This window comes from Micromonospora kangleipakensis, assembly GCF_004217615.1.
GTDB classification, from domain to species: domain Bacteria; phylum Actinomycetota; class Actinomycetes; order Mycobacteriales; family Micromonosporaceae; genus Micromonospora; species Micromonospora kangleipakensis.
This window is the reverse complement of record NZ_SHLD01000001.1, coordinates 1242110-1256900: the sequence shown is the minus strand read 5'-3', so window position 1 is coordinate 1256900 and position 14791 is coordinate 1242110. Positions and strand designations below refer to the sequence as shown.

The window sequence follows — 14791 nt, the reverse complement described above, 5'->3', positions numbered from 1 at the left end:
GCCACGTCCTGGGTGGACGCTTGCGAAGATATCCGACCGGATCGCAAGAGGTGGGCTGATGGATCGGCAGCTCAACCTTCGCCTGATCGAGGAGGGCGCGAGCGCGGAGCGGCTGGATGCCCTCACCAGCTATCTCCGTCAGGAGCTCCTGCAGCTTGATGTCGATGACGTGCGCCGCCCGTCGACCGCGGACGCACCGCCCGGCGCGCGGGCGATCGACGCGGTAGCACTCGGCGGCCTCGTGGTCACTCTTGGCCGTTCGGCCGCCGCCCTCGGGAACGTCGTCGCCGTGATTCGCAGCTGGCTGTCACGCGGCGACGGGGTCAAGCGCACGGTAAAGATCGAAATCGGTGGCGACACGCTGGAGCTGTCTGAGGTTTCGCAGGCCGAGCAGGACCGCCTGATCACCCTGTTCGTCGACCGGCACAGCACGGGCGGGGGTCGGCCGTGAACGGCCGGCGCAGGGCGCTGATCATCGCCAACGATCAGTACGAGAATGAGGGGCTGCGGCATCTTCTGTCTCCGGCCGCGGACGCCGACGCGCTGGGACGGGTGCTCGGCGATCCGCAAATTGGCGAATTTGACGTGCAAGTCGTACGCAACGAACCGGCGCACGTCATCGGCACGCACATCGAAGACCTGTTCTCCGACGGCCGTCCTGACGACGTTCTCTTGCTGCACTTCTCGTGTCACGGTCTGAAGAGCGAGTCCGGTGAATTGTTCTTCGCCGCGCGCAACACCCGCCCGAACCGGCTCGCGTCCACCGCGTTGTCGGCGGATTTCGTCCAGCGGTGCATGCGCGCCAGCCGGTCCCGCAGCATCGTGCTGCTGTTGGATTGCTGTTACGGCGGAGCCTTCAGTCAAGGCGTGTCGGTCCGGGCGGCCGGCGACGTCAATGTCCTCGACAGCTTTCCGGTTGGCAAGCTGGGCGGTGGTCGTGGTCGGGCAGTGATCAGCGCATCCAGCGCGATGGAGTATGCCTTCGAGGGTGACCAGCTCGCCGATGACCACAGCCCCCGGCCGTCGGTGTTCACCTCGGCTGTGGTGGAGGGCCTCGCCACCGGCGACGCGGACCGCGACCAGGACGGCTGGGTGTCGCTCAACGAACTTTACGACTACGTGTTCGACCGGGTTCGGGAACAGAACCCGCACCAGACTCCCAGCCGGGACGTGGAAATGCAGGGCGAGCTGTACCTGGCCCGGCGTCGCCGCCAGGTCTCCACACCCGCGCCGCTGCCGCCCGAGTTGCAGGAGGTGATAGAGCACCCCCTCGCCCACATCCGCGCTGGAGCGGTGCAGGAGCTGGCGCGCCTGCAGCGCGGCAGACACGCCGGGCAGGCGCTGGCCGCGAAACGCGCCCTGCAACGCCTCGCCGACGACGACAGCCGCGCGGTGGCGGCAGCCGCGGTAGCGGCTCTCGAAGCTGCTAACCAGGATCAGGCACCGGACCCGATTGGAATCTCTCCGAGCGTAGAGGCGGGATCCGCAACGACTGCTGCCGAACGGGCGCCACATCCCCACGAGCCCGACCGGGCCGGACCGGCAGACGTGGCGATCCTGGCACCGGGGACGTCTCCACCTTCCACTCAACCCGGCGTGGCGGGCGCGGTGGACGCCTCTAGCCGCCGTGTGGCCGGCGGCGGACAGCGCCAATTCATCGCCGGGTGGGGGTTTCTTGCGCTGCTTCGGCGCCGTCGTCCCATCTTCCTGGTCGCGGCTGCGATCTTGCTCGCTGCAGCTGCCGCAGCGGCCGCCTTGCTGATTCTGGATCGCAGCGACCACCCCCGAGTAACGGACACCAGACAACAGGACCGATTCAGCGCGACGGCGCCGTGGCGCCTGATCATCCGGGACACGATCTCCGACATGGACAATGGTTGCGACGTCACGGTGATCAACATTGACGGCGGGGAGCCGGTGGTGAAAGTAACCGACGTATACGTGGGAGGTTCGTTCCAGGTGCATGAGACAGGCCAGTTCCGGTGGGAAGCCAACGACCCGGAATGCCTGGTATTTCAGCGGTCCGGGCCCGGCAAGGCGGAACTACCCTTCGTCCCGGAGTACCGTGGCGAGACGGATGCCTTCGACACCACAGGCCCGGTCTCCGTTCAGGTCACAAACTTCAACGGCAACAGCGGATGCGACATCGCGCTGTACGACGCCACGAACGGCCGGAAGCTGGACTCCCGCGAAGCGCGCCAGGGCGGCGGGCCCGTGAGCCTCGACCCCGGGGGGCGGTCCAGCGTCTACGTCAGCAACCGGTACTGCGAAATACGCATATCCGCTGGATAGCCCGAGCCAAGTATGTGCATTGCTCGAGGATTATCTGAACCCGAGCAACGCACCCTCCTGGTCGCACCCCAGCGGGCGGAGCTACGCCCGCCTGTGATGCAGGGCGACGACGTGCGTACCTGGCAGCTCAAGATGAAGGAGCGCGGCTGGCGCATCCGCGCCGACGGGGAGTACGGCAACGAGTCCGAGCGCATCTGTGTGCAGTTCCAGCGCGAGAAGAACCTCGAGGTCGACGGCGTGATTGGTCCGCAGACCTGGCAGGCGACCTGGAACGCTCCGGTGACGCCGTGAACCGTGCCGTCCCGCATCGGCGCATGCATGAGGGGACGGGCAGGGGCCTTGTCCGCAGCCCGCGCCCGGTTCGCCGCCCCTGGTCGGTGACAGGTTGACTCCTGGCCGAGATCCGCGCAGACCAGTACTGCCTGCCGTGGATCCAAAGCTTCGTCCGCTACCAGAGCGATGGCTCCCTCGTCACATGTTGCGTCAACCGGGACGGCCGCAGCACCCCGCTGGGGCGGCACCATCGAACACGCTGACTATTTCTAGGTGACCGATCGCCTCGGTTCGGTCATCGGACTGGTCGGCACCGACGCCATCCCGCATATGCGTCGCCCAGCCCGTCAAACCCTGGGTTGAAGGTCCTCGGGCTCAAGCTTGCACTGCTCGACCCGAGTAGCCTCCTCCTCGCGGTCCTGCTCCCGTAGCAACGAGGCGAGCCTGTCGCGGGTGTCTGGGTCGCCGGCGGCGACCGCGTCCCGCCACACCTGCTCGACCTCCGCCTCCCGACCCTGCTCCCGCAGCAGGGAGGCGAGCCAGTCGCGGGCGTCGGGGGCTCCGGCGGCGATGCCTTCCCGCAACGCCTGCTCAGCCTCAGCCTCCCGACCCTGCTCCCGCAGCAGCCGGGCCAGCTGCACGTGTGCGTCGTGGTCGCCGGCGGTGACCGCGTCCCGCCACACCTGCTCGGCCTCCGCCTCCCGACCCTGCTCCCGCAGCAACGAGGCGAGCCAGTCGCGGGCGTCGGGGTCGCCCGCGACCACGACGCTGTCGCCGGCGTCGGGGTCGCCCGCGGCGATGCCTTCCCGCAACACCTGCTCAGCCTCAGCCTCCCGACCCTGCTGCCCCAACAGCCGGGCCAGCTGCACGTACACGTATGCGCCCCGGCCGCCGGCGGCAATCACGTCCCGCCACACCTGCTCGACCTCCGCCTCCCGACCCTGCTGCCCAAGCAGCCGGACGAGCGGGCCCCGGACGAACGGGTCCCCGACGGCGATGCCGTCGCGCAACACCTGCTCGACCTCCGCCTCCCGGCCCTGCTGCCGCAGTGCTGTGGCGAGCATCTCGCGGGCGAAGGGGTCGCCGGCGGCGATCGCGTCGCGCAACACCTGCTCGACCTCCGCTAGCCGGCCCTGCTCCCGTAGGAGCCGGGCGAGTTCCCAGTACCCGTGGCGGTCGCCGGCGGTGACCGCGTCCCGCCACACCTGCTCGGCGTCGGCCTCCCGGCCCTGCTCCCATAGGAGCCGGGCGAGCTCCCAGTACCCGTAGTGGTTGCTGGCGGCCAGCGCGTCCCGCCACACCTGCTCAGCGTCGGCCCGCCGACCCTGCTTCCACAGCAGGGAGGCGAGCCCGCGGCGGACGGTGGAGTCTCCGGCGGCGATGCCTTCCCGCAACGCCTGCTCAGCCTCCTCCTCGCGGTCCTGCTCCCGTAGCAACGAGGCGAGCCTGTCGCGGGCGTCTGGATCGCCGGCGGCGACCGCGTCCCGCCACAGCTGCTCGGCCTCCGCCTGCCGACCCGGCTCCGTCTCCAGCCGCCGGGCGAGCCACACACGGGCGCTAGTTTCGGGGTCACCGGCGGCTATCGCGTCCCGCAACACCTGCTCGGCCTCCGCCTCCCGACCCTGCCGCCCCAGCAGAAAATGGGCCAGGGTGTCGCGGGCGCCGGGGTCGCCGGCGGCGATGCGATCCCGCAACACCTGCTCCCTATCGGCCTCCCGGCCCTGCTCCCACAGCAGGTTGAAGAGCCCGTGGCTGGCGTCGGGGTCGCCGGCGGTGGCTGCGGCTCGGTACAGGGGTTCGGCGACCGAGCCAAGCCCTCGATTGTGGGCGCTGGTCCCGAGTCGGTTGAGATCGGCCGGGCTGCTGGCGTGCTGGGTCAGGGCCTGCCAAGTGGCGGCGGGTGGAACCACGGCGGCGCGGTGGCGGGTGAGGTGCTGCAGCAGGTAGTCGGCCAGCGTCCAGCCGAGGTTCCGGCGCCGGGCGGGGTCCGGGACGGGCAGCAGCGGCGCTAGCCCTCCACGGGATCGCCCGGCGAGCGCATCGCGGGCCGGCGGGTACCAGCGGTCGTCGGGTTCGATGTGATCCAGGTAGGTGCGGGCGGCGGCGCGCAGCAGGTCCTCTGACAGCGGCGGCAACACTCCCAGCCGCAGCGCGTCGGCAGCAGCATGCACAACAGCCCGCTGATCGGCGGTGGCCTGCTGGTAGCGGCGGATCACCTCCGGCGCGCCGGCGAGGACCTCGGTGACGCCGAACCACTGCTCGGCCACCGCGTCGGCCAGCCGCGGGTCGGACCCGGCGAGCCGGGCAGCACGCCGCCGCTCGTCCTGGTTGAAGCTGTGCACGTTGACCTCGTGGTGCCGGTTGCCGGCGAGCACATCGGCGGCGCCCGGGTAGCGGGGGCCGCGGCGCCCGGTGGCCGGATCGATGTCCTCGGCGCGCAGCTCCCGCACGTGCTCGGGCCACAGCGCCCCCACCAGCACCACCGGTGTCGGGGCGTCCAGTAGCTTGCGGACGGTCGCCGCCGACAGCCCAGCGGCGCCTGCGCTCAGGTACGGGCCGGGAAGGAACCGTTGCAGCTCGTCCAGCCACACCACCAGCCCCGTCCTGGGCAGTTTCACTGTGGCGTCGGCCAGGGTGTTCACCAGCCCGGCCCCGGCCCCCAGGTCGGGGGCCAGCACCGCCCAGTCGCCCAGCTGCTCGGCGAGCAGCTCATACAGCAGCCGGGTCTTGCCGGTGGAGGAGTCGCCAACCACCACCAGAAAGCCACCCTCCGCCGTGGCCCGGCCCAGCCACGACCGCACCTCCTCGGCGATATCCCGCTCCACCCAGGACGGCAGCCGGGAGTCAAGGCCGGTGACAGCGTCCGACGTCGTCGCCGGATCCGCGGGAAGGGCGATGGCCAGATGCACCCGCATCTCCAGCGGATCCATCTCAGACAGCAGCGGCAGCCGCGTCGACCAGCCCAGGTAGCGGCCCAGCTCACCCAGGGCGGCATGGTCCACGTCGGCCCGCGCGCGGCGGCGCGTCGCCCACGGCTGCACCATCCACGTGCCCACCGCCGCCAGCCCCGCGCCAGCGGCCGCCAGCAGCCACGGCGGGCACCACCCCAGCCAGCTCGGCGGCCTGCTCGCCGTCAACACCGCGCCCACGAAAGCCAGCACCGCCAGCGCTACCACCGGCGCGGCCATCAGCCAGCGGCCACGCGGCCTCCACCCGCCGCACATAGTGGAATCATCAACCCACACACCCGGCGGCGCGAAGATGCGGTCGCCTATCAGACCCGCACGCTTCCCGAGATTGCCGGGCCTCGCGAACCCGCGGTAATCGGGTGGCCTCATAGGCATGATCAACCGCGGATCAACGCCGGGTTAGCCATCGCCGAGCGTCGGCACCAACCTTTCAGCGCCCAGGTCAGCGCACCGAGCACTGAACTCTTCGCTGTCAACCGACAGTCGGTCTCCGCCGCCCGCCAGCATCGGTCCAAATCAGGGCAGGAAGCTCACGGCGCCTTCGGATCGCTTGGCAGTGGCGACACACGGTTTCGGGCCCCCACCGACGGCCACCCGCCGGGCGCCGGAGGGTGGCGGTCACACCGTGGCCCGCAGGCGTACATGCGAGCGGGCTCCCCGCAGCCCGGCACGGCGCACTCGAACGGGTACGTCTGGCAGTAGTGTGCGCGGCGGCGGTTGCCGGGCGGCAGGTAGTACTCCCCGACCTGGATGCGCCGCACCGCCCACACCCCGTCGACCAGGACCGCCAAGAGGTCCCCGACGGGGTGTTCGGCGTGGACTAAAATCTCCCCGCCGGTGAGCACCGGCCGCTGACTGTCGTCGAGCTGGGCAAACGGCAGCGCCGCTGCGGCCTCCCGACCGCAGCTGGGGCACACCGGCGACGGGTCGGCGCGCTCCAGCGCCGGCGCGGCGGGCTGGTCGCGCTGGGCCATCGGCAGCGGCCCGGCGTCCTCCGTCAACGGCTCAGGGACGACGGTCGACTGCTCGCGCCGGCGAGGCGGGGAGCTGGGCAGCGCGGGCCGGCACAGAGCAGCGGCGACCCGGTCGACTAACGACCGCAGGTGGCGGTCGCGCAGCACCGCGGCGACCGTGTCCGCGGTGACGGCCGGCTGGCAGGCGGCGGGGTCGACCGGCACGTCGCGGCGGATCGCCATGAGGTCGCGGTTGCGGTCGAGCGCGGCACGCGCCTCGGCGGTGGTCAGCTTCCCTGCGGCGGCCTTCCCGATGGCGGCCACTGCGGCGTGCGGGTCGGCCAGAGCGGCGTTCACGCTGCCCATCGCGGCGAGCAGCTTCGCGGCGGTCTTCTCACCGATTCCGTTCACGCCGCGGAGGTTGTCCGACTTATCGCCGACCAGTGCGGCGTAATCAAGGTACTGGCCGGGGGTGACCCGGCGAGTTCGACCTCGGTGCCACCCGCTGCGGCGAGTCGAAGCAGCTCGTCGAGCAGGTCGCCGTCGGCGGTGACCAGCAGGGGAAGGCGGCGGTGCGGTGGAAGCGGGGTACGGGGCGGCATGGCGGCCTCCAGCGGTCGGGCTCGGACGTGCTGCCGTCGAGCCTGCTGTCGGTCAGGCCGGCCCGCCGCTCCGCACCGGTCGCCTGTGGACAACTTCGGCCGCTGTGGACAACGCCCGGAACTGATCTGGATCTGCTACGGACCGGCCGCGCCGCCGCCGCCGACCACCGCCTTCTCCCCGGCGCCGGTCTCCCTGTCCACCCGCGCATCAATGCCCACCCGTCCGCCGAAACCGACTCCCCGCCCGACGCCCACCGGCAAACCGAAGCCGTCGCGAAGTTCGCCGAAGCCGCAGCCGACCCAGCCGCGGCCGCGAGAGGTGATGCCCCTGCCGCCGTCAAGGGAGCCGAGCCTGCGATCGGCCGGCGGCGGATCGGAGGCCTTCGTCGACTTCGCCAACACCCGCCCGGAGCCGGTCGTCGTGTTCTGGCTGGATTACGACGGCCAGCGCCAGCAGTACGCCGTGCTGCAGTCGGGCCAGTCGTAGCGGCAGCATGACGCACGTCGGCCATCCGTGGGTGGTCACCGGCGCCCCGGGCAACGGACTGGTCTGTTTCCTCCCCGTGGACCAGACGCTCCGGGCCGTGGTCAGGTAGGGGGCTGGAGCGCTTCGGCGCAACGGCGACCTTGGCCGGGGGATGCTCAGGCGACGGGGCGGGCGAGGGCGGTGATGATGCGCCGGATCTCGGCGACGGCGAACGCCGCGATGTCGCGTTGGGTGGCCTCGGCCTGCGGATCGGTCTCCTCAAGGTCGCCGAGGACGACGATGTTCTCGTCGTTGAGGGTGGTCGCGGGGCCGGTGTAGTTGAAGCTCCCGGCGATGACGATCCGCTCGTCGATCACCATCAGCTTGTGGTGCAGCTTGCGGACCGCGGTGCCGGGCTTGTTCTCCCACAACTGCACACCCGCGTCCCGCAACCCCGTGGTCGCCGCCCACTTCTGTGCCCCCTGCCCGCGGTCGAGCACACCACGGATCGGCAGGTCGGCACCGACGAGCCGGACCATGGTGTCGTCGATGCCGGAGGACTGCGCAAACGTGAACATGGCGAAATCGATGCTGGTCTCGGCCTTCAGCATCTGCTTCATGATCTCCATCTCGGGCCCGTGCCGAGGCGCGAAGAGCGGCTTTACCCGCACCCCGGCCAGGCGGAACTCCGCCGGCCTCGACTCATGACGTTCATGCAACTCGCCGAAGGTCCCGGCCCGCATCCGCAGGAACTCGGCACGGTACTGGCCGGCCGCCTTCTGCCCGTGCAGGACCAGGACGTGGTTGAGGTTGTTCCCGGCGCCCGGGCCGGCGCCGTCGTTGGTGCCGGTGTCCGTCCGGGTGAAGTTCGTCGACCCCGTCAGCACCGCCGCCGAGGGCTCGCCGTGGTCCCGGACGATGAATTTCTGATGGAAGATCGCCGGATTCAGGTCCGTGATGACGTCGATCCCGGCGCGCAGGAACGCCGAGTGGATGCTCCGGTTGGTCTCGTTCTCGCCACCGGCCGGCCACGGATCAGCCGGAGGTTTCTCCTCGCTCAGATAACCGCCTTCCAGGATGATCTGCACCCGCACCTTGCGGACCTTCGCCGCCAGGATCGCCCGAGCGATCGACTCGGAGTCGATCTCCTGCACGGCGATCAGCAGCGACTCGACGGCATCGTCGATGAAGGATCGGATGACCGCATCCAGGTCGTCCGGGCCGCCCAGCACCGTCGGCCCCGCATACAACTCAAGCCCACCGACCTGCACGCCCATGGCGAACCTTCCTGGAGCAACACGAATCCCGGCGTAGGACGAGTCTGACTGGTAGCGGCCCCGAAGTGAGTCGTCGAGGCGACGAATGCCGCTCCGAGCCCGGATCCGGACTCTGCCACTGCCCGCACTGCGCCGGCTACGAACCGAGGTCGGGAACCCGCACCAACGAACGCTGGGCGGGAGCGCTCCACCCGGAAAGGGGACGACCCCCGTCCGGGGGGAGGCGTAGCAACGCGCTCGCTGAGTTCCTGCTGACTGAGCCCGGCCGTCGATGCGTTCGCCTCTTCAACTGCTGTTGATGGCAGGGCGGTGTGGCGGATGTTTGGGGGATGAATCGGCTGGGGCAGATATTCGTGACTGACCACGCCGACAAGGGAGGCCACGACATGGCGAAGGGTGACATTGAGACGTACTCCGAGGACGGGCAGTGGAAGAACCGTCCTGAGGGCAACCAGCGGGCGAGCACGAGGCACGACACCAAGGCAGAAGCGGAAGCTGCGGGCCGGCAGATGGCCGTTGAGCGCGACGCCGAGCACGTGATCAAGAAAAAAGACGGCGCCATCGGCGAAAAGAACACCTACCCCCGTAGCCGTGACCCCCGCCAGATCAAAGGCTGAGTTGCTTGTTGCTGGCAGCAAGCTGCGATACCGGTCCGGCCAGGTAGGTCAGCCGCGACAGATCGGCCAAGCAGCGGGCGGACACCTCCTGAACCAGCACCGTGGGGACGCGCAAGTCCCTCATTCGGCTGTGCGCCCGCTGCCTGTCCCGCCTTGCGGCTAAGGGTCTGTGAGAGTCGTTCCCTGTTCCTCGCCGCAGTCAAGCCGGCATTCTTGCGTCGGCATCGCATGTCGCCAGGACATTTGGCGCGGTTCGGGTCGTGGTGATTGTGTTGGGCGATGTAGTCCCTACCGGAGCAGGCCACAGCCGGTTGAGCGACGCTGGGTGTTGCAGTTGTGGACGCGCGGCGGCTCGCCCGACCGGCCGTGACGGGTGCGGCTGGGAGCCCGTTACGGGTTCCGCTCTCGGCACCGTCAGCGGCCGCCGGACGGCCGGCCGGTCATCCGCTCCGCGAACTGCCGTAGCTTCTGCTGCGTGCTCGGCTTCGCCGCCTGACGTCGCCCCCGGTCGATCATCTTTCGCCCCTGCGGGCTGCCCAGGAGTCCCTTGATCCGTTGGCCGACCGATGTCATGACCTGCCCCTCTCCGTGCTCGTCGGCGATGCGGCGGCAGCGCCTCGTTGCCTCAGTCGTGTCCCCTGTAGGCGATTGGCTGCGGCACGGCCGGCTGGGTCGCGGGTCTTCACCGCGCCCGTGCCGCCCTGTGCATGTCTCTGGGAGGTCCGGGTACCCGCAGATGCCTTGTTTATCCGTCTTCCGGTGGACCGGTAGAGGAAAGGCGGTCAGGTGTTGGCGCCGCGAGCGGCGACCGCCCAGCGGTCGACTTCCCGGCCTCCGGAAACGATAACGAGCTCATCGGCGAGGTTGACCGCAGAACAGACGTGGTTGGGTGCCACCCGCACGATCTCTCCATGGCGGGGGGCGGGTCGGTCCTCGGGGAAGACGGCCGTGGCGTGGTGCTCGGACAGAGCCGTGATGTGAGCGTGGGGGTAATCGGGCAGCCGCCCGCCTCCGGTCGCCCAAGTCGGCTGATCCGCGCCGAGAACCTTGCTGCCGGCGTCGAGGATGATGCGTTGCCCGGATTTGCTGACGATCGTTGCCGCGGCCGTGAGCGCGACGTCGGGCCAGGCGCAGCTACCAAGTTCGACCTGCTGCGCGTCGCCGAATGCGTAAACGCCGGGACGTATCTCGGTCAAAGTGCCGGGGTCCGCCACGGAAGCCGTGGGTGTTGACCCGCCGCTACGCACCCGGGCGTCGACGCCTGCGGCGTCGAGCGCTGCCGCGGCCTGTTCGAGTGCCTCGGCCTCGTCGGCTGCCGCCTTGTCCCGACGGCCGGGCCCGTAGCCGTGGCCGGGAAAGGTGAACACGCCGCACACCTGCAGACCGTGCCGAGCCGCGGTAGCAGCCACCTCGCCCGCCGACCTCGGCTGCACCCCGCTGCGATGGTGTCCGCTGTCGATTTCAACGAGGACTTCAACGTCTGTCTTCCGCACGGCGTCAGCGAGGAGCCGTGCACCCTCGGTCGAGTCGACGCCGACCCGCAGCGAGACCTGCTCGGCGAGGGCGCGCAGCCGCCGGGCGCGGGCAGATGACGCCCAGACGGGGTAGGCGATGAACAGGTCCGTGAAGCCCGCCTCAGCGAACACCTCCGCCTCACTGATGGTCGCTACGGTCAGACCGACCGCGCCGCTCTCCATCTGACGACGTGCGACCTGCAAGCACTTGTGCGTCTTGGCGTGTGGCCGCAACGCGAGCCCACGTGCGGCAGCGCTCGCCGCCATCATCCGCAAGTTGCGATCGAGCACGTCCAGGTCAACGGCCAGATATGGCGTACTTACATCGGCGGGCAGCGGAGCCGCTACGTGCATGAGCGTGATCATGCCATGCCGAGGTCCACGCAGTTGCAGCCTTGCATTTCGCAGCCCGCGTCCTGGCCGCCTTCGACAGCTCTGTGCCTCTCTGCTGCCTCTCGCCGGGGCCCCGGAGAGCAGCCTCGACGGGGACGGAGAGGACCTGTGACCTGTGGCGGAGCGCTCAGCCAGAGAAGGGACGACCCCCGTCGGGGGGAGCCTGGTCGCGATTGTCGACCGGTGTCAGCGGGTGTCGTCCTATGTGCTCAAGCGCCCGCGCCACTCTTTCCGTCCCTCATGCGGCGTGTCGCAAGGCGTTTGGTGACTTGCTGCTGACGCGGCCGCCGGGTGGTGGGCGTGCGACATCTCGCTTACCGGCCGCTTCCGGCAGGAGTCGTCGCCTCCGCCGTCCCGGCCGTTTTTATGCATTGCGCGCAAATTTCCCGGCCACGGCATGCCTGGTGTGAGTCACCATTCCGTCTTCCATCAAATCCTTCAACCTTTGCAGATTCGACTGCACCTCGCCGGCCGGGGGTTTCCCGATCAGCGCGAGACCGACGCGGCCCAGCCTCCCGAAAGGTGTTTTCATCACCTCGCGAACCTCCGTCTGCCCAGCCTCAGATCCAGGTCTGAAATGGACTTCCCAGTAGGTCCTCAGTCCGGTCGGAGCTACCGTCTCGTAGCGAATCAACTCGTTCGCGCGCTCCTCGGTCAGCCTTATCGTCCACTTCACTCGAATGCCCATCGGGCCCTGTATCGTCCACCGAGAGGTCCCCGGCCCGATCTCCTCCACAATCATGACGTCTCCCAAGAAGCGAGGCAGATTCGTGAAATCTCGATAGAACCTGAAGGTGTCCTCTACGGTGCACTGAATCGTTATACAAGCCTCGACCGCATTGAGGTCCCGCGGTGGGCGCGAACTCCTTTGCATTGTGATCTCCGGTTGGTTTGGGTAACTCTGGTTTCTTGTGGGAGACGCGGTCTTCAATCATGCAGACTCTGCGGGCTGGATCGGATCCGAAGCTCACCGGACCCGTAACAGCGCCGTCGCGTCAACCCGGGCCGAGGGACCGCCGGTCATCGTGCTCCCAGCCGTCCTCGCGCCGTTAGTCTCCGTCATGGGTGTCGTGCTGATGGGGCGAGTACCCGACTCGCCGCTGTCGACCCTCCTGCTGCCCCGCCTTTCTCATCGGGCTCGTTACGGGGGTCGTCGCGGTGCGCTACGGCGTGGACGGGTGGCGGGCTCGTGTCGATCTCACGCAGTTCTCGGCGCCCGCCGGTCCCGTTCTCCCGCCACCTGGGTGACCCGGCCAAAGGCCGCACAGGGCGCGGTTGGGCCGCGGCCGGGTCGGGAAGGCTGGACCAGCGACCTACGCATTACGAGTCGGCCGCCGGTTGCTGCTCGTCGTGGCCTTGGTCCTGGTCAACTTGCCACTGCGGTCCGCCGGTGTCCGCCATCGTTCGTCGGCTTGGCTGCTCGGCTGGCTGCTCGCGATCAGCCGCCAGACCGGGATTCTCGGGCAGTAGGCGTGCCCCCGGCCGCGTCCCGCGAGGATCTGCTCATCCAACGATGGGTTGGTTGACCGAGAACCCGTGGTGGCCTGCTTTAGTTGCGTTGAACGCGGCGCCGATCCTTGCCATGGAGCCAACCGCGATGATGTCTGGACGCCGGGTGCGGTCGTTTCCAGCGGCGGGCAAGCTCACGTTTCCCAGGTCGCTTTCGTGTGGTGCGTTGTCGGTCGCTGACGATGCTGTCGCTGCCTTCTCGCTGCTCTGCACAGCGCCGCTGCGCTCAATGGCCTTGCGTGCTTGCTAGTGTGCTGCGCTAGAAATCCGCCTACAAAATCGTGCGAGTGATTCGAGAATCTCCTCGGCGGTCTTGGTCCAGGTGAAGGGCCTGGGGTTGGTGTTCCAGTCTGCGATCCAGGTGCGGATGTCGGCTTCCAGGCTGTGAACGCTCTTGTGGGCGCCGCGGCGGATCTTCTGCTCTGTGAGGTAGCCGAACCAGCGTTCGACCTGGTTGATCCAGGAGGAACCGGTCGGTGTGAAGTGCATGTGGAAGCGGGGATGGCGGGCCAGCCACGCCCGCACGGCGGGGGTCTTGTGGGTGCCGTAGTTGTCGCAGACCAGGTGCACGTCCAGATCGGCTGGCACGGCTTTGTCGATCGTGGCCAGGAACTTCTTGAACTCGGTCGCGCGGTGCTGGCGGTGCAGTTCGCCGATGACGGTGCCGTCGGCGATGTTGAACGCGGCGAACAGGCTGGTGATGCCGTTGCGGGCGTAGTCGTGGGTGCGGCGTTCGGGCATGCCGGGCATCATCGGCAGCACCGGCTGGGACCGGTCCAGGGCCTGGATCTGCGACTTCTCATCCACGCAGAGCACCACGGCCCGTTCGGGCGGGTTGTGGTAGAGCCCGACCACGTCGACGACCTTCTCGATGAACTGCGGATCCGTGGAGAGCTTGAACGTGTCGGCCAGATGCGGCTTGAGGCCGAAGTCCCGCCAGATCCGTCCGACGGTGGACTTCGACAGTCCGGACTTCTCCGCCATGGAGGTACGCGACCAGTGGGTGGCGTTACGTGGCGTCTGCTCCAAGGTGGCGACGACGACCTCTTCGACCCGGTCCAAACCGATGGACGGAGGACGACCCGGCCGCGGCTCGTCGATCAGTCCGTCCAGCCGCAGCTTCAAAAATCGGCGACGCCATTTGCCCACCGTGGACAGATGAACACCCAGTGCCGTTGCCACATCAGTGTTCGAGCCGCCATCGGCGCAGGCCAGAATGATCCGGGAGCGCATCGCGAGGACCTGCGCCGTCTTCGCCCGCCGCGACCATCGGGTCAATGTCGCACGTTCTTCATCGGTCAACGTCAGCGGCGGGGTGGGACGCCCAGTCCTCGGCATCCCACCACCATACCCACTTATCAGGCGAATTTCTGGCGCACCGCACTAGTGCCGTGTCCAAAAACGTTGGCCGGGTTGGTCGGGGTTGGGAAAATGTCGTACCGGTGGTGTTGTCTTCGGTTCGTGCCTCGTCGTCGGGATCCCGCCGCCCCGCGGGTCGTGCACCGCACCGCGCGCGTCGCGTTGCGGGTGACCGCCGGGCAGCGGCGGCGGTGTTTCGGGCTGCTGCGCTCGGCTGGTGACGTGTGGGCGTGCGTGTTGGAGGTCAACGCGTGGCGGCGCCGCCGCCGGGACGTACCCCTGTCCGGTTATCAGGAGTTGTGCCGGGAGTTGGCGACGTCCGGGCCGGGCACGTTCGGCGAACTGGATTCCGTCGGGGCCCGGTCGGTGTTGCGCCGGTTCTCGGACGCGTGGTTCGCAGCGGCGAAACGCCGCAGCGCCGGTGACGTGTCGGCGCGGTTCCCGCGTCGCCGGCGGGGGCTGGTGCCGTTGCGCTGGTACCACGGCACGTTCACCCTCGACGGACTTCGGGTCCGGATCCCCACCGCCAAAGGCAGTGCCCCGCTGTGGGTGCGCTTGGCGCGGGAG

The 14791-nt window shown here is 69.0% G+C and carries 13 protein-coding genes; 5 read left to right on the top strand and 8 right to left on the bottom strand.

What is annotated here, in order from left to right; all coding sequences use genetic code 11:
- Positions 1–58 precede the first annotated feature (58 nt).
- The 3 genes from EV384_RS06070 to EV384_RS06060 all read left to right on the top strand — a co-directional run bounded on the left by EV384_RS06070 (position 59) and on the right by EV384_RS06060 (position 2583).
- Positions 59–451: a hypothetical protein gene (locus EV384_RS06070; RefSeq protein ID WP_130330928.1), complete on the top strand. Its 393-nt coding sequence runs from the start codon at positions 59–61 to the stop codon at positions 449–451.
- Positions 448–2292, top strand: coding sequence for a caspase family protein (locus tag EV384_RS06065; protein WP_130330926.1), 1845 nt, complete (start codon positions 448–450; stop codon positions 2290–2292). Before EV384_RS06070 ends, EV384_RS06065 begins: the two co-directional genes overlap by 4 nt.
- 96 nt (positions 2293–2388) lie before the next feature.
- Positions 2389–2583 (top strand): peptidoglycan-binding domain-containing protein, encoded by a 195-nt coding sequence (locus tag EV384_RS06060; RefSeq protein ID WP_207232241.1) that lies wholly within the window; start codon positions 2389–2391, stop codon positions 2581–2583.
- A gap of 329 nt (positions 2584–2912) precedes the next feature.
- On the opposite strand, the gene EV384_RS06055 is transcribed toward EV384_RS06060, so the two are convergent.
- Both EV384_RS06055 and EV384_RS35805 read right to left on the bottom strand, forming a co-directional pair.
- Positions 2913–5753: a tetratricopeptide repeat protein gene (locus EV384_RS06055; RefSeq protein ID WP_165439881.1), complete on the bottom strand. Its 2841-nt coding sequence runs from the start codon at positions 5751–5753 to the stop codon at positions 2913–2915.
- 311 nt (positions 5754–6064) lie between these two features.
- Positions 6065–6931 carry a 5'-3' exonuclease H3TH domain-containing protein gene (locus EV384_RS35805; RefSeq protein WP_242624439.1) on the bottom strand — a complete coding sequence of 289 codons (867 nt, stop codon included), beginning with the start codon at positions 6929–6931 and terminating at the stop codon, positions 6065–6067.
- A 243-nt stretch (positions 6932–7174) separates the two neighbouring features.
- Between EV384_RS35805 and EV384_RS34690 the strand changes: the two genes are divergently transcribed.
- Entirely contained in the window at positions 7175–7576 is a 402-nt protein-coding gene (locus EV384_RS34690; RefSeq protein ID WP_165439829.1) for a hypothetical protein, read from the top strand.
- A 155-nt stretch (positions 7577–7731) separates the two neighbouring features.
- On the opposite strand, the gene EV384_RS06040 is transcribed toward EV384_RS34690, so the two are convergent.
- Positions 7732–8832, bottom strand: a complete 1101-nt coding sequence (locus tag EV384_RS06040) for a phospholipase D-like domain-containing protein (RefSeq protein WP_130330918.1) — start codon at positions 8830–8832, stop codon at positions 7732–7734.
- A 353-nt stretch (positions 8833–9185) separates the two neighbouring features.
- On the opposite strand from EV384_RS06040, the gene EV384_RS06035 reads away from it, so the two are divergent.
- Positions 9186–9449: a DUF2188 domain-containing protein gene (locus tag EV384_RS06035; protein WP_242623955.1), complete on the top strand. Its 264-nt coding sequence runs from the start codon at positions 9186–9188 to the stop codon at positions 9447–9449.
- Positions 9450–9863: 414 nt separating this feature from the next.
- On the opposite strand, the gene EV384_RS34685 is transcribed toward EV384_RS06035, so the two are convergent.
- From EV384_RS34685 to EV384_RS06015, 5 genes are all read right to left on the bottom strand, one after another.
- Complete coding sequence (locus EV384_RS34685) at positions 9864–10022, bottom strand: hypothetical protein (protein ID WP_165439880.1); 159 nt, start codon at positions 10020–10022, stop codon at positions 9864–9866.
- A 209-nt stretch (positions 10023–10231) separates the two neighbouring features.
- A complete protein-coding gene (locus tag EV384_RS06030; RefSeq protein ID WP_242623954.1) occupies positions 10232–11329 on the bottom strand; it encodes an alanine racemase in 1098 nt (365 codons plus the stop codon).
- A 391-nt stretch (positions 11330–11720) separates the two neighbouring features.
- Positions 11721–12230 (bottom strand): SRPBCC family protein, encoded by a 510-nt coding sequence (locus tag EV384_RS06025; RefSeq protein WP_242624438.1) that lies wholly within the window; start codon positions 12228–12230, stop codon positions 11721–11723.
- Between the two features lie 881 nt (positions 12231–13111).
- A complete protein-coding gene (locus EV384_RS06020) occupies positions 13112–14203 on the bottom strand; it encodes an IS630 family transposase (protein WP_130328966.1) in 1092 nt (363 codons plus the stop codon).
- A gap of 311 nt (positions 14204–14514) precedes the next feature.
- Entirely contained in the window at positions 14515–14712 is a 198-nt protein-coding gene (locus EV384_RS06015) for a hypothetical protein (protein ID WP_130330914.1), read from the bottom strand.
- Positions 14713–14791: the final 79 nt, after the last annotated feature.

What these genes read in the sequence shown, in the direction of transcription:
- EV384_RS06030 (WP_242623954.1), bottom strand. Translation starts at nt 11,329, where the DNA reads ATGATCACGCTCATGCACGTAGCGGCTCCGCTGCCCGCCGATGTAAGT.
- EV384_RS06025 (WP_242624438.1), bottom strand. Translation starts at nt 12,230, where the DNA reads ATGCAAAGGAGTTCGCGCCCACCGCGGGACCTCAATGCGGTCGAGGCT.
- EV384_RS06060 (WP_207232241.1), top strand. Translation starts at nt 2,389, where the DNA reads ATGCAGGGCGACGACGTGCGTACCTGGCAGCTCAAGATGAAGGAGCGC.
- EV384_RS06070 (WP_130330928.1), top strand. Translation starts at nt 59, where the DNA reads ATGGATCGGCAGCTCAACCTTCGCCTGATCGAGGAGGGCGCGAGCGCG.
- EV384_RS06020 (WP_130328966.1), bottom strand. Translation starts at nt 14,203, where the DNA reads ATGCCGAGGACTGGGCGTCCCACCCCGCCGCTGACGTTGACCGATGAA.
- EV384_RS34685 (WP_165439880.1), bottom strand. Translation starts at nt 10,022, where the DNA reads ATGACATCGGTCGGCCAACGGATCAAGGGACTCCTGGGCAGCCCGCAG.
- EV384_RS06040 (WP_130330918.1), bottom strand. Translation starts at nt 8,832, where the DNA reads ATGGGCGTGCAGGTCGGTGGGCTTGAGTTGTATGCGGGGCCGACGGTG.
- EV384_RS06055 (WP_165439881.1), bottom strand. Translation starts at nt 5,753, where the DNA reads ATGGCCGCGCCGGTGGTAGCGCTGGCGGTGCTGGCTTTCGTGGGCGCG.